Annotated in this window: 19 protein-coding genes; 10 read left to right on the top strand and 9 right to left on the bottom strand. The window is 67.3% G+C overall.

The annotated features are described in order from the left end of the window. Positions 1-7 precede the first annotated feature (7 nt). The gene (locus tag ACFO5X_RS10545; protein ID WP_380717396.1) at positions 8-1,345 is read right to left on the bottom strand and encodes an ammonium transporter; all 1,338 of its coding nucleotides are present in this window, start codon (positions 1,343-1,345) and stop codon (positions 8-10) included. A 30-nt stretch (positions 1,346-1,375) separates the two neighbouring features. Next, positions 1,376-1,714 carry a P-II family nitrogen regulator gene (locus tag ACFO5X_RS10550; protein ID WP_380717397.1) on the bottom strand — a complete coding sequence of 113 codons (339 nt, stop codon included), beginning with the start codon at positions 1,712-1,714 and terminating at the stop codon, positions 1,376-1,378. Positions 1,715-1,969: 255 nt separating this feature from the next. On the opposite strand from ACFO5X_RS10550, the gene ACFO5X_RS10555 reads away from it, so the two are divergent. Further along, the gene (locus ACFO5X_RS10555; RefSeq protein WP_380717398.1) at positions 1,970-4,195 is read left to right on the top strand and encodes a transglycosylase domain-containing protein; all 2,226 of its coding nucleotides are present in this window, start codon (positions 1,970-1,972) and stop codon (positions 4,193-4,195) included. Positions 4,196-4,264: 69 nt separating this feature from the next. Here ACFO5X_RS10555 and ACFO5X_RS10560 read toward each other — a convergent pair whose 3' ends face one another. Beyond that, positions 4,265-4,873, bottom strand: coding sequence for an MlaC/ttg2D family ABC transporter substrate-binding protein (locus ACFO5X_RS10560; RefSeq protein WP_380717399.1), 609 nt, complete (start codon positions 4,871-4,873; stop codon positions 4,265-4,267). Then, the gene (locus ACFO5X_RS10565; protein ID WP_380717400.1) at positions 4,863-5,648 is read right to left on the bottom strand and encodes an MlaA family lipoprotein; all 786 of its coding nucleotides are present in this window, start codon (positions 5,646-5,648) and stop codon (positions 4,863-4,865) included. The genes ACFO5X_RS10560 and ACFO5X_RS10565 overlap by 11 nt, the downstream gene beginning before the upstream one ends. Positions 5,649-5,879: 231 nt before the next feature. On the opposite strand from ACFO5X_RS10565, the gene ACFO5X_RS10570 reads away from it, so the two are divergent. From ACFO5X_RS10570 to ACFO5X_RS10595, 6 genes are all read left to right on the top strand, one after another. Continuing rightward, positions 5,880-7,577, top strand: a complete 1,698-nt coding sequence (locus ACFO5X_RS10570; RefSeq protein WP_380717401.1) for a type I secretion system permease/ATPase — start codon at positions 5,880-5,882, stop codon at positions 7,575-7,577. After that, positions 7,574-8,872, top strand: a complete 1,299-nt coding sequence (locus ACFO5X_RS10575) for an HlyD family type I secretion periplasmic adaptor subunit (protein WP_380717402.1) — start codon at positions 7,574-7,576, stop codon at positions 8,870-8,872. The genes ACFO5X_RS10570 and ACFO5X_RS10575 overlap by 4 nt, the downstream gene beginning before the upstream one ends. 74 nt (positions 8,873-8,946) lie before the next feature. After that, entirely contained in the window at positions 8,947-9,405 is a 459-nt protein-coding gene (locus tag ACFO5X_RS10580) for a RidA family protein (RefSeq protein ID WP_380717403.1), read from the top strand. Beyond that, positions 9,402-10,169, top strand: coding sequence for a glycerophosphodiester phosphodiesterase family protein (locus ACFO5X_RS10585; RefSeq protein WP_380717404.1), 768 nt, complete (start codon positions 9,402-9,404; stop codon positions 10,167-10,169). The genes ACFO5X_RS10580 and ACFO5X_RS10585 overlap by 4 nt, the downstream gene beginning before the upstream one ends. 47 nt (positions 10,170-10,216) lie before the next feature. Then, positions 10,217-11,404: a GNAT family N-acetyltransferase gene (locus tag ACFO5X_RS10590; RefSeq protein ID WP_380717406.1), complete on the top strand. Its 1,188-nt coding sequence runs from the start codon at positions 10,217-10,219 to the stop codon at positions 11,402-11,404. Next, positions 11,404-11,721, top strand: coding sequence for a 4a-hydroxytetrahydrobiopterin dehydratase (locus ACFO5X_RS10595; RefSeq protein ID WP_380717407.1), 318 nt, complete (start codon positions 11,404-11,406; stop codon positions 11,719-11,721). Before ACFO5X_RS10590 ends, ACFO5X_RS10595 begins: the two co-directional genes overlap by 1 nt. 133 nt (positions 11,722-11,854) lie before the next feature. On the opposite strand, the gene ACFO5X_RS10600 is transcribed toward ACFO5X_RS10595, so the two are convergent. Further along, complete coding sequence (locus ACFO5X_RS10600) at positions 11,855-12,343, bottom strand: peroxiredoxin (RefSeq protein ID WP_380717408.1); 489 nt, start codon at positions 12,341-12,343, stop codon at positions 11,855-11,857. A gap of 84 nt (positions 12,344-12,427) precedes the next feature. Between ACFO5X_RS10600 and ACFO5X_RS10605 the strand changes: the two genes are divergently transcribed. Further along, positions 12,428-13,636 (top strand): NAD(P)/FAD-dependent oxidoreductase, encoded by a 1,209-nt coding sequence (locus tag ACFO5X_RS10605; protein WP_380717409.1) that lies wholly within the window; start codon positions 12,428-12,430, stop codon positions 13,634-13,636. Continuing rightward, positions 13,633-14,190, top strand: a complete 558-nt coding sequence (rsmD, locus tag ACFO5X_RS10610) for a 16S rRNA (guanine(966)-N(2))-methyltransferase RsmD (protein ID WP_380717410.1) — start codon at positions 13,633-13,635, stop codon at positions 14,188-14,190. The genes ACFO5X_RS10605 and rsmD overlap by 4 nt, the downstream gene beginning before the upstream one ends. Positions 14,191-14,331: 141 nt before the next feature. Here the strand turns inward: rsmD and ACFO5X_RS10615 are convergent, their stop codons facing one another. The 3 genes from ACFO5X_RS10615 to gpmI are packed head-to-tail and all read right to left on the bottom strand — an operon-like array spanning position 14,332 to position 18,335. Next, on the bottom strand, positions 14,332-15,675 hold the full coding sequence (locus ACFO5X_RS10615) for a S41 family peptidase (RefSeq protein WP_380717411.1): 1,344 nt from the start codon (positions 15,673-15,675) through the stop codon (positions 14,332-14,334). Between the two features lie 6 nt (positions 15,676-15,681). Further along, positions 15,682-16,821 carry a murein hydrolase activator EnvC family protein gene (locus tag ACFO5X_RS10620; protein WP_380717412.1) on the bottom strand — a complete coding sequence of 380 codons (1,140 nt, stop codon included), beginning with the start codon at positions 16,819-16,821 and terminating at the stop codon, positions 15,682-15,684. Further along, positions 16,818-18,335 (bottom strand): 2,3-bisphosphoglycerate-independent phosphoglycerate mutase, encoded by a 1,518-nt coding sequence (gpmI, locus tag ACFO5X_RS10625; protein WP_380717413.1) that lies wholly within the window; start codon positions 18,333-18,335, stop codon positions 16,818-16,820. The genes ACFO5X_RS10620 and gpmI overlap by 4 nt, the downstream gene beginning before the upstream one ends. A 151-nt stretch (positions 18,336-18,486) precedes the next feature. On the opposite strand from gpmI, the gene ACFO5X_RS10630 reads away from it, so the two are divergent. After that, positions 18,487-19,215 carry a Stf0 family sulfotransferase gene (locus ACFO5X_RS10630; protein ID WP_380717414.1) on the top strand — a complete coding sequence of 243 codons (729 nt, stop codon included), beginning with the start codon at positions 18,487-18,489 and terminating at the stop codon, positions 19,213-19,215. A 4-nt stretch (positions 19,216-19,219) separates the two neighbouring features. Here the strand turns inward: ACFO5X_RS10630 and ACFO5X_RS10635 are convergent, their stop codons facing one another. Next, complete coding sequence (locus ACFO5X_RS10635; protein ID WP_380717415.1) at positions 19,220-20,860, bottom strand: Y-family DNA polymerase; 1,641 nt, start codon at positions 20,858-20,860, stop codon at positions 19,220-19,222. Between the last annotated feature and the right edge of the window lie 4 nt (positions 20,861-20,864).

Genomic DNA, 20,864 nt, shown 5'->3' on the forward strand with positions numbered 1-20,864 from the left:
CGGCCGATCAGGCGGTATAGGCGGATTCGCCGTGGCTCGTCTGGTCGAGGCCCTGACGCTGGTCTTCTTCCGAGACCTTCAGGCCCATGATCGCGTCGACGATCTTGAACAGGATGAACGACACGACGCCACACCACACGATGGTCACCAGCACGGCCTTGATCTGGATCCAGGTCTGCGCCGCCATCACGTAGTCTTCGCCGCCGGTCCCGCCGAGGCCGGGCGCGGTGAAGATGCCGGTGCCGACAGCGCCGATGATGCCGCCGATGCCGTGGATGCCGAAGACGTCCAGGCTGTCGTCATACTTGAACTTGTTCTTCACCACCGCGACGAAGAAGTAGCAGACCGCCGAGGCAATCGCGCCCAGCACGATGGCGCCCACCGGGCCGACGGTGCCGCAGGCCGGGGTAATGGCGACGAGACCGGCGATCATGCCCGAGGCCGCGCCCAGCATGGACGAATGGCTGCGGGTGAACTTCTCGATCACGTTCCAGGCCAGGATCGCACCTGCGGTTGCCGCAAAGGTGTTGATCATCGCCAGAGCCGCGCCGCCGTTCGATTCGAGGTTCGAACCGGCGTTGAAGCCGAACCAGCCGACCCACAGGATGGCCGCGCCGACCAGCGTCAGCGTCATCGAGTGCGGCGCCATGTTCTCTTTGCCAAAGCCGACACGGGGGCCGATCACGATGCAACCGACCAGAGCGGCGATCCCGGCGTTGATGTGGACCACGGTGCCGCCGGCGAAGTCGATGGCGCCCCAGTTGAAGATCATGCCGTTCCCATCCCAGACCATATGGGCGATCGGGAAGTAGACGAAGGTGACCCAGAGGGCGCAGAACAGCATCAGCGCGCCGAACTTGATGCGTTCGGCAAAGGCGCCGATGATCAGCGCGGGCGTGATCGCGGCAAAGGTCATCTGGAACGCGATGAAGACATATTCCGGGATCACCACGCCATCGGTGAAGGTGGCCGCCATCGAATCGGCCGTCACGCCCTTCAGGAAGAGCTTGCCCAGACCGCCCCAGTAGGCGCTGTCGCTGCCGCCGAAGGCGAAGGAATAGCCATACAGAACCCAGATCACCATCATCAGCGCGCCAATCGAGGTGCACTGCATCAGGACCGACAGCATGTTCTTGGACCGCACGAGGCCGCCGTAGAACAGCGCCAGGCCCGGCAGCAGCATGAACAGCACCAGCAGCGTCGCGGTCATCATCCAGGCGACGTCGCCCTTGTCCATGGTCTCGGCGGCAACCTCGGTGACGGCGGCAGTGGAATCCTGCGCCATCGCCACAACCGGCATCAAGGCCGGAAGCGCCGCAAGCAAAAGAGTCTTCACGTTTTTCATATCTGTTTCCCTCAGTCTCTGCGGTGTCGGTTACAGCGCGTCTTCGCCGGTCTCGCCGGTGCGCACCCGAATGGCCTGTTCCACGTCCAGCACGAAGATCTTGCCATCGCCGATCTTGCCAGTGCGCGCGGTCTTGGTGATCGTCTCGACCACAGAGTCCGCCATCCCGGCGGAAACGATGATTTCCAGTTTGATTTTCGGAACGAAGTTCACGGCATATTCGGCGCCGCGATAGATTTCAGTGTGTCCGGACTGCGAACCAAAGCCCTTGATCTCGGTAACCATCATGCCACGCACGCCGGCGGTGGTCAGCGCCTCGCGGACCTCTTCCAGCTTGAACGGCTTGATTGTCGCTATGATGAGTTTCACCTCTGTCCCCTTCCATGACGCAGGCCCCACCTGCATTCTGTGGGGCCAGCAAGCGCTGCACCGCAGCTAAAGGAAACATTTTGCGCCCAATGTTCCGGCTACGAGTCCGACAAGTTGCACAATTTTTGCACGTTTATTTGTTGATGCTTAAAATTTAAGCTGAAAACGAATCCGTGTGCGGACGAACGGGCCTCAACAATCCCAACGAGAGAGAGTAGTCTCGCGCAAAATCCAAGAGGGCCGGGCAGGGCTGGAATGAGCGATAAATCGAGGCGCAACCCACCTCTGGTGGCCGACAAACGGTATGGTGCAGCGAAGGCGGTGCAGCCGGCGGCCTCGTCCAAGCCGAAATCAAAGGCCCCTGCCAAACCGGGCGCCCCGAAGGCCAAGACCGCGGGCCGCCGCACGGCAAAGCCGCGCAGTCGCAGCTCGGGCGGCGGGATCGGCGGGTTCTTCGGCGGGCTGATCGGCTGGATCCTGCGGCTGATCTGGCGGATCACCTGGCGGATCGCCGCGGTGGTGGCGATCATGCTGGGGCTGGCGGTCACCTATGTCTATTCGACGCTGCCCGACGCCTCGGCGCTGCTGGACGGGCGTGCGCGCGGATCGGTCACGCTGCAGGATTATGAGGGCAAGACCTTCGCCTGGCGCGGCGATCAGTTCGGGGGCGTCGTCACCGCGGATTCGGTATCGCCCTATCTGAAGAACGCGATCATCGCGACCGAGGACAAGCGGTTCTATCACCATCTCGGCGTCAGCCCGCGGGGCGTGGCCAGCGCGGTGCGCATCAACCTGTCAGAAGGGCGCGGGCCGCTGTCGGGGCATGGCGGGTCGACCATCACCCAGCAGACGGCCAAGCTGCTGTGTCTCGGGGTCGAATACGTGCCGAACGAGTGGAAGAACCAGGCGGAATACGAAGCCGACTGCCGCCGCGGCTCTCTGTGGCGCAAGGGCAAGGAAGCCGTCTATGCGCTGGCGATGGAGGCCAAGTATACCAAGGACGAGATCCTGGGCATCTATCTCAACCGCGCCTACATGGGCGGCGGCGCCTATGGGGCCGAGGCCGCAGCGAAACGCTTTTTCAACAAGCCGGCGGCCGAGCTGTCCCCGGCTGAGGGCGCGATGGTTGCCGGTCTGCTGACCGCGCCCACCTCTTTGGCGCCGACCAACAACCTGGAACGCTCGCAGAACCGGGCGGCGGTGGTCATCGGGCTTATGCGGGATCAGGGCTATATCACCGAGGCCCAGGCGCAGGACGCCATCGCCCATCCCGCCCAGCTGTCGGAAGCGGCGGAGGCGCGCGCCGGCGGCTATTTCGCCGATTGGGTGATGTCGAGCGGGCCGGAGTTCTTTACCCGCAACACGACCGAAGACGTGATCATCCGCACCACGCTGGACCCGCGCCTTCAAAAGGCGGCCGAGGATGCGATGCGGTTCATCTTCACCGAGAAGGTCAAGGAGGGGTCGAAGGCGCAGGCGGCGATTGTCGTCATGTCTGCCGATGGCGCGGTGCGGGCGATGGTCGGCGGACGCGACACCAAGGTGACCGGCGCCTTCAACCGGGCCACGCAGGCGCTGCGGCAGACCGGGTCGTCGTTCAAGCCCTTCGTCTATGCCACCGCGCTGGACCTCGGGCGGTCGCCGCTGGATACGGTTCTGGACGAACCCTTCTGCATGAACATCCCCGGATCGGGCCAATGGTGCCCCGACAACTATACCCGCCAGCACTACGGCCGGGTGACCCTGGCCCAGGCCCTGCGCGATTCGCTGAACGTGCCGGTGGTCAAGGTCTCGGAAAGCGTCGGGCGCGAGAACGTGCGCAAGGTGGCCGAAGGCTTTGGCATTCAGAGCGATCTGGCGCTGGGCCCCGCGCTGGCGCTGGGGGCGTCAGAAAGCACGCTGATCGAGATGACCGGCGCCTATGCCGGCATCCTGAACGGCGGCTCTTCGGTCAAGCCCTACGGGCTGATCGACCTGCGGCTGCTGGACGACAAGGAGCCGCTGATGGGCACAGAGGGCGGCATCGGCGAGCGGGTGATCCGCACCGAAGCCGCGCAGGAACTGATCTGGATGATGGAAAAGGTCGTGAGCGAAGGCACCGGACGCCGCGCCCAGATCCCGGGCTGGCAGGTGGCCGGCAAGACCGGCACCACGCAGGCGGCGCGCGATGCCTGGTTCATCGGCTTCACGGCGGATTACGTGGCCGGCGTCTGGATGGGATACGACGACAACACGCCGTTGTCGGGCGTCACCGGCTCGGGCCTTCCGGCGGAGATCTTCCACGAAACCATGGTGCGCGTGCACGAGGGGCTGACACCCAAGCCCCTGCCGATGATGGCGCCCACCGGTGCGTCGGACATGCTGGACCCGTCCGCGCAGGAGAACAACCCCGTCGGCTCGGGCGTGGAGCGGTTCCTGCAGAACCTGCTGGGCGGCGGCGGTCAGGGCAGCAACAACGCGGTCACCCAGCCACAGCGCTGAGCGCCGGAAACGAAAACGCCCTTCACCTGACGGGAAGGGCGTTTGACGTTTTGTGACAGCGCCGAGCGGTCAGCCCATGCGAGACAGGTCGGCGATCAGCTGGTCGATGTTGCCCTTGCGCTTGTCGAGCATGGCGCCGATCTCGGTCCGCTCGGTCAGCAGCATGTTCACGCCTTCGATGAACATGTTGAAGAACAGATCCTTGCCCGACTTGTCCGAGACCAGGAAGGTCACGTCAAACGGCGCCTGGCCCTGCAGATAGGCGGTCGACCGGATCTCGTAGCCGGCCTTGATCTGACGCGCCGACTTCACTTCGATCTTGCCCCCGATGAATTCGCGGAAGCGCTTGCCGTATTTGGTCGAGATGTAGCGCTGGAACGCCTTGGTAAAGGCATTGATCTGCGCCCCCGATGCACGGCGGGCGTCCGAGCCCAGCGCGTAGCGGGCCATGATCGGAACGTCGGCATAGCGCACGAAGATGCGCTCGAAGTCCTTGATCATCGCGGCCTCGGACTTGCCCGAGCTGATGACCTGGTTGATGTCGGCCACAAGCGTGTCGACCAGCTTGCGCGCTCCGGCTTCGGAGAGGGCCAGCACCGGCCTGGGCAGGAAGGCCACGGCCAGCGCGCCCAGCGCAGTTGCGGTGAAGGAACGGCGGGTGAAAAGATTACTCGGCATAGGGGTCCTCGTATGTGTCATCCGGAAACGCGTCGTCGTAGGGATCAGCATAGGTCTCGCCCCCTGCCCCGACCAGTTCGAAGCGCCGGTTCTGCAGGTAGATCACCCGCGCCTGGGCGTAGCTGTCTTCGCTTTCGTAGAGGATCGAGTCGACCGTATCGGCGAATTTGCCCCGGTCGCCCATGCGCTGGACGATCTCGGCATAGGTGGTGATGTTGTCGGCCGGCTGGTTGCGGGCATAGCCGATGGGGTTGAGGAAAAAGTCGACAAAGGTGCCCACCGCATCGCGTTCGGTCGAGGGACCAAGCACCGGCAGTTCGATATAGGCGCCTTCCTGCGCACCCCAGACGTAGAGTGTTTCGCCAAAGTCGGTCTGCGCCGTCGGCAGGCCGAATTCGGTGGCCGGATCGGCCAGCCCGGCAAAGCCGATGGTGGTGTTCATCAGGAAGCGTGCCAGCGCCTGGCCGAACAGCTTGGGATTGCCCTGCAACAGGGCGTTCACCATGTTCTTGGGCATCGACAGATTGTCGGCGAAGTTCGAGAAGCTTTCGACCATCGGATCGGGCACGATGGTGACATAGCCCTTGGACGCCGGGCGGAAGGCGACGCGATCGAGACCGACGTTCAGCGCGTGGATCTTGCGGTTTGTCCGCTCGTAGGGGTCGAAAACATCCCCTGACCCGCGCATGACACGATCTGGCGTGGTGCAGGCAGACACCAGCGCCAGAAGAACAGCGGCGATCGCGAGACGGGCAGGTTGCAACTTTGGATTCATACTATCAATTGTCCACTCGACAGATTCGACGCGACCGTTGGCTGTGTATGTAGGGCAAAGCCACGCGGTTCACAGTTATTGACTAGTCACTTAATGAATTTGTGGCGGGAATGAAACATACAGAGGCTGCCATCGGCGTCCTCATCCTGATAGAATCGCCGGATCGGGCGCAAGATGCACAAAAAACGAAGGGCCGAGTAGGTGGTTAAGCACAGTCCCGGACGGGAAGAATTGCGCAACGCGCGCCGGCAGGGGCGCGCGCTGTACTGGTTTGTCGGCCTGTTCAGTTTTGTCGCCAACATGCTGATGCTGACCGGACCGCTGTACATGCTGCAGGTCTATGACCGGGTGCTGGGCAGCCGGTCGGAGGCGACCCTGGTCGCGCTCTCGCTGCTGGTGGTGTTCCTTTACGGAATCATGGGGATCCTCGACCACACCCGCGGGCGAATCATGGCGCGCGTCGGCGCACGGTTTCAGGCCGCGCTGGACCAGCGGGTGTTCGACGCGATGATCCGCCGGTCGGCCGTGGCGCAGGATCCCGCGGCGCAGACCGGTCTGGCGGATCTCGAGGCGGTTCAGCGCCTGATCGCCTCGCCGGTGTTGATGGCAGCCTTCGATCTGCCCTGGACGCCGGTGTTCCTGGCCGGGATCATGCTGTTTCACCCCTGGCTCGGCTTTCTTGCGCTGGGCGGCGGGGCGCTGCTGGTCCTGATCACTTTTCTGAACCAGATTTTCTCGCGCCGGCCCATGATGCAGGCCAACATGACCTCGCACCGCGCCTCGCTCATGTCCGAGGAGATCCGGAACGAGGCCGAGATGATCCAGTCGATGGGTATGCGTGGCGCCGCCTTCCGCCGCTGGAAGGTCGCGCGCGACACGTCGCTGCAGCAGACGGTCGTGGCCAACGACGTGTCGGGGTCCTTTTCGTCGATGACCAAGACGCTGCGGCTGTTCCTCCAATCCGCGATGCTGGGCCTGGGCGCCTATCTGGTGCTGCAGAACGAGATGACCGGCGGCGCGATGATCGCCGGGTCGATCCTGATGGGCCGCGCGCTGGCCCCGATCGAGATGGCCATCGGCCAGTGGGCGCTGGTGCAGCGCGGCGTGAAGGGCTGGAACAGCCTGGCCGATCTGCTGGACAAGGTGCCGGCGGAACAGCCGCGCACCGCCCTGCCCAAGCCGCGCGCGCTGCTGGATGTGCAGTCGCTGACCATCGTGCCGCCGGGCGACAACCGCGCCTCTCTGAAGACCGTGAGTTTCCGCGTCGAACCGGGCCAGGCGGTGGGTGTGATCGGCCCCTCGGGCGCCGGGAAATCGACGCTGGCGCGGGCCCTGACCGGCGTCTGGCGACCGGCAGGGGGGATCGTTCGGCTGGATGGTGCTGCGCTGGATCAATATGCGCCCGACGTGCTGGGCACGCATATCGGTTATCTGCCGCAGCGGGTGCAGCTGTTCGACGGCACGGTGGCCGAGAACATCGCCCGGCTGAGCCCGACGCCCGACCCCGAGAAGGTGGTCGCCGCCGCCAAGAAGGCCGCCGCGCATGACATGATCCTGCGCCTGCCCGATGGCTATGACACCAAGGTGACGGCCGGTGGCGGGCGGCTGTCCGGCGGGCAGATGCAGCGGATCGCCCTGGCGCGCGCGCTGTACGACGATCCGGTGATCGTGATCCTGGACGAGCCGAACTCGAACCTCGACAACGAGGGGTCGCAGGCGCTGAACCATGCGATCCGCTCGCTCAAGGCCGAGGGCCGGTCCTGCCTGATCATGGCCCACCGGCCTGCCGCGATTCAGGAATGCGACACCCTGCTGATGCTTGACCAGGGCACCCGCGCCGCCTTTGGACCCAAGGAGAAGGTGCTGCGCGAGATGGTGGCCAACCACGAGGAACTGCAGAAATCCACGGCGATGGGGGGCGTGCGATGAGCGATACACCCTGGTCCGCCCGGCGTCAGGTTCTGACCGGCGTCATCGCCCTGCTGGTTCTGATCGGCGGGTTCGGGACATGGTCGGTGGTCTCGCAGATTTCCGGCGCCATCATCTCGTCGGGGCGGATCGAAGTGGACCGCAACCGCCAGGTGGTGCAGCACCCCGACGGCGGCGTGGTGGCCGAGATCCTGGTGAAGGAGGGCGATCAGGTCGAGGTCGGCCAGACGCTGATCCGACTCGATTCGCAGCTGCTGCATTCGGATCTGCTGATCGCCGAAGGCCAACTGTTCGAGCTGCGCGCCCGGCGCGGCCGGCTGGAGGCCGAGCGTGACGAGGCCGACACCATCGTCTTTGACAAGGAACTGATGGAGGCCGCCGCGAAGAACCCCGATGTGGCCGAACTGGTGGACGGCCAGCAGCGCCTGTTCGTCGCCCGCAAGGAATCGGTCGAGCGGGAAGTCGAGCAACTGGACAAGCGGCGCGGGCAGATCCGTGACCAGATCGTCGGGATCGGCGCGCAGCAGAAGTCGATGCGGCGGCAGCTGGAACTGATCGAGGTCGAACTGAACAACCAGCAGTCGCTGCTGAACCGCGGGCTGGCGCAGGCCGGAACCGTGCTGAACCTGCAGCGCACCGCCGCCAACCTGGAGGGTTCGCTGGGCGAGCTGATCGCCTCGCAGGCCCAGGCGGAGGGGCGGATCACCGAGATCGACATCGAGGTGCTCAAGATCGGCACCCGCCAGCGCGAGGATGCGATCACCCGCCTGCGCGACCTGCAATACCGCGAGCTTGAGCTGGCGGAACAGCGGCGGTCGCTGCAGGAACGGCTGTCGCGGCTGGATATCACGGCGCCGGTGTCGGGCATCGTCTATGGTTTGCAGGTGCACACCCCCCGCTCGGTCATCCGCGCGGCCGAGCCGGTGCTGTATCTGGTGCCGCAGGACCGCCCGCTGGTCATCGCCGCCCGGATCGAGGTGATTCACATCGACAAGATCTTTGTCGGCCAGGAGGTCGCGCTGCGGTTCTCGGCCTTCGACCAGCGCGAGACGCCGGAACTCTTCGGCACGGTCACGCAGATTTCGGCCGACGCCTTCGAGGACCAGGATCGCGGCCTGTCCTTCTATCGGGCCGAGATCAAGCTGAACGACGGCGAACAGGACCGTCTGCCCAAGGGCGCGACGCTGATTCCCGGGATGCCGGTCGAGGCGTTCCTGCGCACGCAGGATCGCTCGCCGCTGGGCTATCTGGTCAAACCGATGGCGGATTACTTCACCAAGGCGTTCCGGGAATAGGCTTAGGCCTTTTCCCGGCGGGCCCGGACGGGTAGGTTCCGCGCGACAGTCACGCGCAAGAAGGAGCCCACCCCATGAGCATCGCAAGCAAACTCGCCGATCTTGGCATCACCCTGCCCGAGGCATCGGCGCCGGCGGCGAACTATGTGTCCTACGTTCAGGTGGGCGACATGGTTTATGTCTCGGGGCAGGTTTCGACCAAGCCGGGCGGGTTCATCACCGGAAAACTGGGCGAGGACATGGATGTCGCGGCGGGCGCGGCGGCGGCGAAAAGCTGTGCGCTGAACCTGCTGGCGCAGGTCAAGGCGGCCTGCGGCGGCGACATCGACCGACTGGTCCGGGTGGTCAAGCTGACCGGCTTTGTCAACTCGACCCCGGATTTCAAGGACCAGCCCAAGGTGATCAACGGCGCGTCCGACTTCCTGGTCGAGGCGCTGGGCGACGCCGGGCGGCATTCGCGCTCGGCCGTGTCGGCGGCGGCGCTGCCGCTGGGCGTGGCAGTCGAGATCGAGGGGATTTTCCAGATCAAATGACGACGCTTCCCTCGGTTTTCCGGCAGCTTCCCATCGCCCATCGGGCGTTGCACGACAAAGCCGACAAGCGCCCCGAGAACAGCCGCGCGGCGATCCGCGCGGCCATCGCGGCAGGCTATGGCATCGAGATGGATCTGCAGCTGTCCGCCGACAGGCAGGCGATGGTTTTGCACGATTACGATCTGGAGCGGCTGACCGGGGAAAAGGGTGCGCTGCGCCTGCGCACCGCCGCCGAGCTGGGGCGCATTGCCCTTCTGCATAGCGATGGCGAGGGCATCCCGACACTGGCCGAGGTGCTGGAGCTGGTCGGGGGCCGCGTGCCGCTGCTGATTGAGCTGAAGGATCAGGACGGCGCGATGGGCCCGGATATCGGCGGGCTGGGCGCGGCCACGGCGGCGGCGCTGGCGGGCTATGACGGGCCGGTGGCGCTGATGTCGTTCAACCCGCATGCGGTGGCCGAGATGGCGGAGCTGTTGCCCGGCCTGCCCAGGGGCATCACCACATCGGATTATGACCCGGAGGACTGGCCGCTGGACAAGGCGACCTGTGACAGGCTGCGGGAAATCCCGGATTTCGAGCGCACGGGATCTTGTTTCATCAGCCATGAGGCGCGCGATCTGGGGCGGCCGCGGGTGGCCGAGCTGAAGGCGGCCGGCGTGCCGATCCTGTGCTGGACCATCAGATCGCCCGAAGCAGAGGCAGAGGCGCGCAAGATTGCCGACAACGTCACCTTTGAGGGGTATCTGGCGGCTCTTCCGGCTTGATCGCGGCGCGTGGCAACCCAGATAAGGAGGGGTGCGACGAGGACGGCATGGACCAGGCACAGATCGAAATCCGGGTGCTCGGCTCTCTCTCGCAGATCGAGGCGGAAGAGTGGGACGCCTGCGCCTGCCCCGAGGCCGCCGACGGCGGGCGGCCGGTTGATCCCTTCACCACGCACCGGTTTCTGAAGGCGCTGGAAGACAGCGGATCGGTCGGGCGCGGGACCGGGTGGCAGCCGCAATATCTGGTGGCCAGCGCCGATGGGATGACCGTGGCCTGCGCCCCGATGTATGCCAAGGGCCACAGCCAGGGCGAGTATATCTTCGACCATTCCTGGGCCCATGCCTTTGAGCGCGCCGGACGGCGATACTATCCCAAGCTGCAGATCGCCGTGCCCTTCACCCCCGCGACGGGGCGCCGGTTTCTGGTGCGTCCGGGATACGAGGCGATCGGGATGCCCGCCCTGCTGGAAGGCGCGGTGCGGGTGGCGGATGCCAATGACATCTCGACGATCCACGCGACCTTCTGCACCGAGGCAGAGGCCGAGGCGGGAGTCGCCATGGGCCTGATGGCGCGCGCCTCGCAGCAGTTCCACTGGGAGGACGAGGGCTATGGCGATTTCGACGGGTTCCTCGCCAGCCTGTCGTCGCGCAAGCGCAAGAACATCCGCAAGGAACGCGAGGGGGCGGCGGACTTCGGCGGCACCATCCGCACCCTGACCGGGGACGAGATCGAGCCCGAGCATTGGGATGCCTTCTGGCGGTTCTATCAGGACACCGGCTCGCGCAAATGGGGCACGCCCTACCTGACGCGCGCCTTCTTCGACATCGCGCACGAGACCCTGCGCGGGGATATCGCGCTGGTTCTGGCCGAGCGCGACGGGCGCGCGGTGGCCGGGGCGCTGAACTTCATCGGGCGCGAGACGCTGTTCGGGCGCTATTGGGGATGTGTGGAGCATCACCCCTTCCTGCATTTCGAACTGTGCTATTACCGCGCCATCGACTTTGCTCTGGCGCATGGGCTGGCCCGCGTCGAGGCCGGGGCGCAGGGTGAACACAAGCTGGCGCGGGGGTATCTGCCGACGCAGACGCATTCGCTGCACTGGATCGGCGATCCGGGCTTTGCCGAGGCGGTGGCCCGGTTTCTCGAGGCCGAGCGGGCCGCGGTGGAGGAGGAGATCGACGTGCTGACCAGTTACGGCCCGTTCAGGCATATTGAGGTAGAGGAACAGGAATAATGACCGAAAGACTGTCGGAAGAGACGCGTGGGCCCTTGCTCAAACCGCTCTTCCAAGCGGGATGGAAGATGGTGGACGGCCGCGACGCGATCACGAAAACCTATCATTTCAATGATTTCGTCGATGCCTTCGGCTGGATGACCCGCGTGGCCTTCTGGGCCGAGAAATGGAACCACCATCCCGAGTGGTTCAACGTCTACAAGTCGGTGAAGGTGGTCCTGGCGACCCATGACGTGAACGGGCTGAGCGCGCTGGACGCCAAGCTGGCCCGCAAGATGGACGCGCTCGCGCCGGTGGCGGAGGCGGTCGAGGAATGATGCAGCTGCAGCAGATCCGGTGATGCACAACCCGTGCACAGGGCGTGCACTTTGCGTGCACCGCCGCGATGCAGCATTCCTGCCGGATCGCGAAGAGGGACCCCGCGTGAACCGCGGGGTCCGGTAACAGGGATCAGAGTTCGGAGAGCATCGACTCGCCGCCCGAGACGTCGCACTGGCCCGGCGAGGGTTCTTCGTTCAGCACGCTGACCTTGCCGTCGTCCACCAGCATCGCATAGCGCTTGGACCGCGCGATCAGCCCGGCGGGCGGGGCGTCGAAATCCATGCCGATGGCCTTGGTGAAGGCGCTCGAGGGATCGCCCAGCATGGTGATGCCGGCGGCGGTCGCGCCGGTCGACTCGCCCCAGGCCTTCATCACGAAGGGGTCGTTGACCGAGACGCAGATGACCTCGTCGACGCCCTTGGCGGCCAGCTGGTCATGGGTGCGGATGAAGCTTGGCACATGGGCCATCGAGCAGGTCGGCGTATAGGCGCCGGGAACCGCGAAGATGACGACCTTGCGGCCCTTCACCTTGTCGGCCAGCGAAACGGCCTCGGGTCCCTTTTCGCCCAGCTGCACCAGCGTGGCGTCCGGCAGAGTGTCGCCCTTGGAAATAGGCATCTTGTCCCCCTTGATGGAATTGATGTTGCTGTTGTGGCGCATATAGTCGGCGTTCACAAGAAGACGAACGGAAAAGGAATGACGATGAGCGGAACCGTGGTGGTTGGGGCCGGACAGGCCGGGTCCTCGCTGGTGCTGAAGCTGCGCAAGGCGGGATATACCGATCCGATCACCCTGATCGGGGCCGAGCCGGTGGTGCCCTACCAGCGCCCGCCGCTGTCCAAGGCCTATCTGCTGGGCGACATGACGCTGGAGCGGCTGTTCCTGCGGCCCGAGGCGCTGTACGCCGAGAACGACATCACCCTGCGCCTCGGTGCGCCGGTGACGGCCATCGACCGCGCGGCGCAGACCGTCACGCTGGGGGGCGAGACGCTGGGCTATGACATGCTGGCGCTGACCACCGGATCCGATCCGCGCCGGTTGCCGGCGGCAATCGGCGGCGATCTGGGCGGCGTCTTCGTGGTACGCACGCTGGCCGATGTGGATGCGATGGCGCCCTATGTGACCGAGGGCAAGCGGGCGCTGATCGTCGGCGGGGGCTATATCGGTCTGGAGGCCGCCGCCGTCGCCGCCAAGCGCGGGGTGCAGGTGACGCTGGTCGAGATGGCGGACCGCATCCTGCAAAGGGTCGCCGCGCCCGAGACCTCGGAGTATTTCCGCAAGCTGCACCGGGGCCATGGCGTCGATATCCGCGAGGGCACAGGGCTGAAACGGCTGCTGGGCGCGGAGGGTCACGTGACCGGCGCGGAACTGGCGGACGGCACGCAGCTGGAGGCCGATTTCGTGGTGGTGGGCGTCGGCATCGCGCCCGCGACCACGCTGGCCGAACTGGCGGGGCTGAGCCTCGACAACGGCATCGCGGTCGACGCGCTGGGCCGCACGTCCGACCCGGCGATCTGGGCGGCGGGCGACTGTGCCTCGTTCCCCTATCGCGGCGGGCGGCTGCGGCTGGAAAGCGTGCCGAACGCCATCGACCATGCCGAATGCGTGGCGCACAACATGCTGGGGGGCACGGTGGACTATGTGCCGAAACCCTGGTTCTGGTCCGACCAGTATGACGTCAAGCTGCAGATCGCCGGGCTGAACACCGGCTATGACCGGATCGTGACGCGCCCGGGCGAAGGGCCGGCGATTTCGTTCTGGTACTACAGGGGCGCGACGCTGCTGGCGGTGGATGCGATGAACGATCCGCGCGGCTACATGATCGGCAAGCGCCTGATCGAGGCGGGCCGGTCGCCCGACCCCGAGGCCGTGGCCAACCCCGCGACCGACCTCAAGTCGCTGCTGGCGTGAGGATCATCGCCGGGCAGTTCCGCGGGCGGGCGCTGGCCTCGGTCGGCAAGGGCGATGCCGGGGCGCATCTGCGCCCGACCGCCGACCGGGTGCGCGAGAGCCTGTTCAGCGTGCTGACCCATCTCGACGTGATCGAGGGCGCGCAGGTGCTGGACCTCTTCGCCGGCACCGGTGCGCTGGGGCTGGAGGCCCTGTCGCGCGGCGCGGCCTTCGTGACCTTCGTGGACAGCGGGCGGGTGGCGGCGGGGCTGATCGGCAAGAACGTCGCGCTGACCGGCACCGGGGATCGCAGCACGCTGATCCGGCGCGAGGCGGCGCGGATCGGGCCGAACCCGGGCGCGCCCTGTTCGCTGGTCTTTCTCGATCCGCCCTATGGAAAGGGTCTGGGCGCCGCGGCGCTGGCGGCCGCCGTCGATGGCGGCTGGATCGCCCCCGGCGCGCTGGTCGTCTGGGAGGAAACCTCCGCGCAAGAGGCGCCGCCGGGCTTTGCGCTGCACGACGCGCGGCGTTATGGCGACACCCATGTCACGCTCTTGTGGCGGGACGGCGCCTGAGCGGGGCACGTGCCCCTGGCTTCTCTGGTTTGAAAATACCTCCGCCGGAGGCAGCCGCGCGTCCCGCGCGGCTTCGCGCCGGCAGGGCGCAAAAGAAAAGGGCACCCGCAGGCGCCCCCTTCCCCGAGGTAACTGGCAGGCTTACCTGGTCGGCGAGAAGGCCGACAGGCCCTTGAGGATGTCGATGGCATAGGCCAGCTGATAGTCCGACTCGCGCAGTTCGGCGGATTTCTCGGCCTTGGCGCGGTCTTCCTCGATCTGGCGGATTTCGTCGGGCGTCAGGCTGTCGTTGTTCAGCCGTCCGCGCAGGTCGGCCTCGGAGCGCGAGCGCGAGACGGCGCTCTTGGCTTCGGGCTCTTCCGTCTCGGTCGCGGGTTTCTTGGGCTGTTCGACGACGATGTCGGGCGAGACGCCCAGCGCCTGGATCGAGCGGCCCGAGGGGGTGTAGTAGCGCGCGGTGGTCAGGCGCATCGCACCGTCGCCGCGCAGCTGCATCACCGTCTGGACCGAGCCCTTGCCGAAGGACTTGGTGCCCACGACGATGGCGCGGCGGTGGTCCTGCAGGGCGCCGGCGACGATTTCCGAGGCCGAGGCCGAGCCGCCGTTGATCAGCACCACGATGGGCTTGCCGCCGGCGAGGTCGCCGGGGGTGGCGTTGAAGCGTTCGCCGTCTTCCGGGTTGCGGCCGCGGGTCGAGACGATCTCGCCCGATTCGAGGAAGGAGTCGGCCACCTTGATCGCCTGGTTCAGCAGCCCGCCGGGGTTGTTGCGCAGGTCGAGCACGATGCCGTCGATCTTGTCGAGCCCGCCGGCGGCCTCGAGCTGTTCTTTCAGGCCGGATTCGAGGTTGGGCGTGGTCTGTTCGTTGAAGGTGGTGATGCGAAGCACCACGGCCTTGCCTTCCGAGCGCGAGCGCACGGCGGTCAGCTTGATCGTGTCGCGGATGATCGAGACGTCGAAGGGTTCGTCCTCGCCCTTGCGGACGACGGTGATGACGATTTCCGACCCGACCGGCCCGCGCATCAGCTCCACCGCCTTGTCGAGCGTGAGGCCCAGGACGCTTTCGCCGTTGACGTGGGTGATGAAGTCGCCCGCCTCGATCCCGGCGGCGGCGGCGGGGGTGCCGTCGATGGGCGAGACGACCTTGACGAAGCCTTCTTCCTGCGAGACCTCGATGCCCAGGCCACCGAATTCGCCACGGGTCTGCACCCGCATGGCGGCGGCGTCATCGGGCGACAGGTAGCTGGAGTGCGGGTCGAGCGAGGTGAGCATCCCGGCGATGGCGGCTTCGATCAGCTTGGACGGATCGACCTCTTCGACGTATTGGGCGCGGATGCGTTCGAAGATATCGCCGAACAGGTCGAGCTGTTCGTAGACGTTCGAGTTCTTCGCGCTCTCCTGGGCCAGAAGCGGTCCGGCGATCTGAGTCGTGGCGATTATGCCCGCCAGCGATCCGCCCAGCGCGGCCATCACGAATTTTCTCATGTTCTGTTATCCATCCTTGTCGGTTTGGAACCACGTCTCCGGATCCACCGGGGCGCCACCCTGTCTGACCTCAATATAGAGCGTTTCTGAATGATCAGTTCCAGTGCCATCACTGCTTAGTGACAGAATCGCTCCGTTTTCGGGCGTCTGGCCGCCCATCAGCCCCACCGGGGAGCCGGCGGGGACCACTTCGCCGGCTTCGCCGAAGACTTCGGCGAGGCCGGAAAAGACGAACAGCGTATCGCGCTGCGGTTCGAGAATCACCACGTTGCCAAGGTCGAGCAGCGGCCCGCGATAGCGGATCGTGGCGGCCGTGGGCGAGGTGACGAGCGCGCGGGGCCGGGTCGCGACGATCATGCCCGCGCGGCGGATCCCGGCGGCGTCGGCCTGGCGCGCGCGGTGCAGCAGCACGCCCTGCACCGGCAGGGGCAGCGCGCCCTTGTCGGCGCTGATGTCGGCCTCGGTCTCGGGGATCGGCGTGTCGGCCATTTCGGACAGGCCGCTGGCGAAGGCGTCGAGCGTTTCGGTCGACCCCAGCAGGATCGCGGTGCGCACCGGATCCTCGGTGAAGCGGCGCGGCAGGTCGGTGCGTTCGGCCACCGCCTGGCTGAGATTGGTGCGCGCCTGCTGGATGCCGGCGAGCGCGGATTGCAATGTGTCGGCGGCATTGGCCTGGAGCGTGCGCAGGGTGCGCACCTCTTCGACATCGCGGCGCAGCTCGGCGGCCTGGGCGTTCAGACCCGGCGTCACATCGGCCAGCATCATCGCCGAGCGGGCGCTGCCGAGCGGGCCGGAGGGGTGCAGCAGCAGCACGGGCGGCGGCGCGGTTTCGATCACCTGCAGCACGCCGATCAGTCGGGCGACATCCTGTTCGCGGGCGGCGAGGCGGCGGCTGAGCGTGGCTTCGCGGGTGGCGGCGCGGCGCATGCCTTCGCGCATCGCGGCCAGCCCGGCCTCGTAGGCCTGAACCGTTTCGGTCAGGGCGCGCACCCGGTCGCGGGCGGTGGCGGCGGCGTCGAGCGACTGCGCAGCGCGTTCGAGCTGGCGCGCGGCGGCGCTGGCGGCCTTGCCCGGGTCGTCCTGCGCCGCGGCCGCGCCGGTGGCGAACAGAGCAATCGCGAGGGCGAGGACCGGGCGCAGCATCATGCCAGCAGGCTTTCCCCGGTCATCTCGGGCGGCTTGGGCAGGCCCATCAGGGCCAGAAGCGTCGGCGCCAGATCGGCGAGGCGGCCGTTGCGCAGGGTGGCCCCCGCCGGGCCGCCGACCAGCGCGACGGGCACGAGGTTGGTGGTATGGGCGGTGTGCGGCCCGCCGGTTTCCGGGTCGATCATCAGTTCGGAATTGCCGTGGTCGGCGGTGACGATCATCACGCCCCCGGCCTTGTTCAGAGCCTGAACCACCCTTGCCAGACCCTGATCCACCGCCTCGCAGGCCTTGATCGTTGCGGCGAGGCTTCCGGTGTGGCCGACCATGTCGGGGTTGGCGTAGTTGGTCACGATCAGGTCGTAGCCGGCCTCGATCGCCTCGACGAACTTGTCGGTGACTTCGGCGGCCGACATCTCGGGTTTGAGGTCATAGGTGGCGACCTTGGGCGAGGGCGGCATGTGGCGGTCTTCGCCTTCCTCGGGCACTTCCTGACCGCCGTTGAGGAAGAAGGTCACGTGCGGGTATTTCTCGGTTTCGGCCAGGCGGAACTGGCGTTTGCCCTGTTTGGAGACCCATGCACCCAGGGTGTTCACGATCTTGCTCTTGGGGAAGGCCGTGGTCATGAATGTCTCGTGCGCGTCGGAATAGGGCGACATGCCGAGCAGGCCGGCCCATTTCGGGCGCGGGCCGGTGTCGAAGCTGTCGAAACCCGGTGCGCCGAAGGCGGCCATGATCTCGCGCGCGCGGTCCGAGCGGAAGTTGAGGCAGAAGACGCCATCGCCGTCGCGGGCCCCGGCATAGTCGCCGATGATCGTGGGGGCGGTGAATTCGTCGCTTTCGCCGCGGGCGACGGCGCCTTCCATCGCTTCGGCGGCGGTGGCGGTCTGGTATTCGCCCTGGCCCTTGACGATGGCGTCATAGGCCTTGGCGATCCGTTCCCACCGGTTGTCGCGGTCGAGCGCCCAGTAGCGGCCGATCACGGTGACGATCTTCGCACCTTCGGGCAGGCGCTGTTCCAGTTCGGCGACATAGCGGGTGGCGGAGCCCGGCACCACGTCGCGCCCGTCGGTGATTGCATGGACCAGAACGGGGACGCCCGCGCGGGTCAGCATTTCGGCCGCCGCGATGGTGTGGTTCATGGTGCCATGCACGCCGCCGTTGGAGGCGAGGCCGAAGAGATGCGCCGCGCCGCCGCTGGCCTTGATCGCCTCGGCGAAGGCGACGAGGCGGGGGTTGGTGAAAAAGCTGCCGTCCTCGATCGCGAGGTCGATCTGGCCGAGATCCATCGCCACCACGCGGCCGGCGCCGATATTGGTGTGCCCGACCTCGGAGTTGCCCATCTGTCCGCGCGGCAGGCCGACATCGGGGCCATGCGTCACCAGCGTGGCATGCGGGCCCTGCATGATCGCGTCATAGGTCGGGGTATGGGCGAGATAGGGCGCGTTGGCTGCGGTAGCATCCGACAGGCCCCAGCCGTCGAGGATGCAAAGGACCACCGGTTTCGGGGCGCTCATGGTTGCGGTCTCCGCCATTGTCTGCTCGCGGGCGTTCTAGCCCTTTGGGCCGGTCGGGGAAACCCCTGCCATTGCCGCAGGTCGCGGGCCGGTTTGCCGCGCCTTCGGCTTTGGCCTAGGGTGCGGCGCAATTCCGACAGGAGGCTGACCGATGGCTCACAGTTATGTAATCTGCGGCACCCCGCGCAGCGGCAGCACGCTGTTGTGCGGCCTGCTGGCCGATGCCGGGGCGGGCGCGCCGGATTCCTTCTTTCGCCGGCAGTCGGTGGGCGACTGGGCGGAAGAGTGGGGGCTGACCCCGGGAGCGGACGGGTTCGAGCGGGACTATGTCGATGCGGCGATCCGGGAGGGCAAGGGCGGCACGGAGGTCTTCGGGCTGCGGCTGATGCGGGAGAACCTGGAGGAGATGCTGGAGCTGCTCGACAGGCTCTACCCGGGGCATCCGACGGGGCGGGGACGGATCGAGGCGGCCTTCGGGCCGACGCTGTTCCTGCATCTGTCGCGGCGGGACAGGGTGGCGCAGGCGATTTCGCGGGTGAAGGCCGAGCAGACCGGGCTGTGGCACATCGCGCCGGACGGGCGCGAGGTGGAGCGGCTGGCCCCGCCGGCCGAGCCGCGTTACGACTTCGCGCGGATCCGGGCGGAGGTGGACAAGCTGGAGCGGTTCGGCGCGGCCTGGGAGGAGTGGTTCGCGGCGGAGGGGATCGCGCCGCTGCGGCTGGTCTACGAGGACTTTTCGGCCGATCCGGGGGCGGCGATGGCCCGCATCTGCGCGGCACTGGGCCTGCCCGCGCCCGGGGAGCTGCGCCCCGGTGTGGCGCGGCTGTCGGATGCGGTGAGCGCGGAATGGGCGCGGCGGTACCGGGCCGAGGCCGGCTGAGCGGTCAGGCGAAGCTGCCCTGGCAGAACCAGCCGGGCGAGAGCGCCGCGCCGTGGGCGTAGAACAGCCAGAGCCGCGCGCCCTCGGCCGTGGTGACAACCCAGTAGTCGCGCAGGCCGCTGCGCCATTCGGGGTCGTCGAGCCACCATTCGGGGGCGATGCGTTCGGGGCCGCGCGCCTCGGCCAGGTGCCAGAGGCGCCCGCGCCAGCGGAATTCGGCGGGCACCTCGGGGCGTTCGGGCGCCTGCACCATCTCGGGGCGGCAGAGCGTCAGGGGCCGGGGCGCGGGCGGCGGCGGCCAGTCGCGCGCCGGTTCCGACCATGCGGCGGCCAGCGTCTTGGAGGTCTTTTCGGGGATATGGGTGTCGACCGGATGGCGGCGGGTGATCGCCTCGAGCCCGATGCGCACGCCCAGCCGGCCGACCAGATCGTCGAGCGTCGGACGTTCGGCGGCGGGGCGTCCGGGGTGGAACATGCCATCGGTGCCGCGCTTGTCCAGCGGTTCGGTGACCACCGCCGTCAGCCGCAACATGTCGATGCCGTAGCCGGAGTCGATGTCGGCGACTTTCAGCTCTAACAAGGGCCTCATGCGGGTGATGTCGTGGCCCGGCGCGGCGAGGCCGACCGTGACTACCTCGGGCGGCTGGTCGATGCGATGCGCCTCCAGCCGCAGGCTGCGGGCGCCGCGCCCCCGCTCTTCCAGCCGGGCGCAGAGGTGGGGCAGCAGGCGGTCGAGCGCGGCCATCAGATCGTCGGTCAGGCCGATGGGTTCGGGCAGGCGCAGGCTGACCGCGAAGGGATCGGGCGGCGGGGCGGGCGAGATCGGCTCGGCCACATGGCCCATGGCCTGGTCGAGCCGCAGCACGAGGCCGGTGCCAAAGCGGCGGGCCAGCCCCTCGCGCGGCTGGCCGAGCAGGTCGCCGATGCGGCGCAGGCCAAGGCGGGCAAGCTGGGCGGTGATCTTCGGGTCGATCCGCAGCGCCGCCACCGGCAGCGGGCTGAGCGCGCTGTAGGTGCGGCCGGGCGGCGCGATGCGGGCGAGATGATCGGGCACCGCCACCCGCTGCGGCGCGGTTCCGCCGCGCGTCCAGTGCCGTTTGGCGGCGCGCGAGCGGGTCGCCCGCGCCTCCTGGTCGATGCTGTCGCCGCTGCGCGCCACCGCCACCGGCTGGCCGGCGTAGCGGGCAAGCGCCCAGGCGGCGCCCTTGGTGTCGGCGATGCCGCTCGTCACCGTGAGGCCCATGCCGGCGCAGTCGGAGTCGACCGCCGCCATCACCGCCGCCTCGCCGCCGAAGAGATGGGCGCATCCGGTGAGGTCGATGGCCAGCGCGTCGGGCGGCTCTTCCGCCACGGCGGGGCTGAACTTGCCCGCCCAGCGCCGGAGCCGGGCGAGAAAGGCAGCCTCGGCCAGCGGGTCCGCGGACTGGGTGACGAGGCCCTGGCAGAGCGCATTGGCCTCGCCCAGGGTCTGGCCCACGCGCAGCCCGGCGGCCAGACCGGCGCCGTTCAGCGAGGTGATGACCTGGGTGTTCGACTGCGGGGCCACCACCGCCAGCGGGCCTTGGACGGCAAGGTTGCGGGCGCGAATCAGCCGTTCGGCCGCAAGGCACGGAAACCACAGGGAAAGGATGCGTCTGTCGGGCATGAGT

Origin of the sequence: Seohaeicola nanhaiensis, assembly GCF_042654245.1 — a bacterium.
Lineage (GTDB): Bacteria > Pseudomonadota > Alphaproteobacteria > Rhodobacterales > Rhodobacteraceae > Seohaeicola_A > Seohaeicola_A nanhaiensis.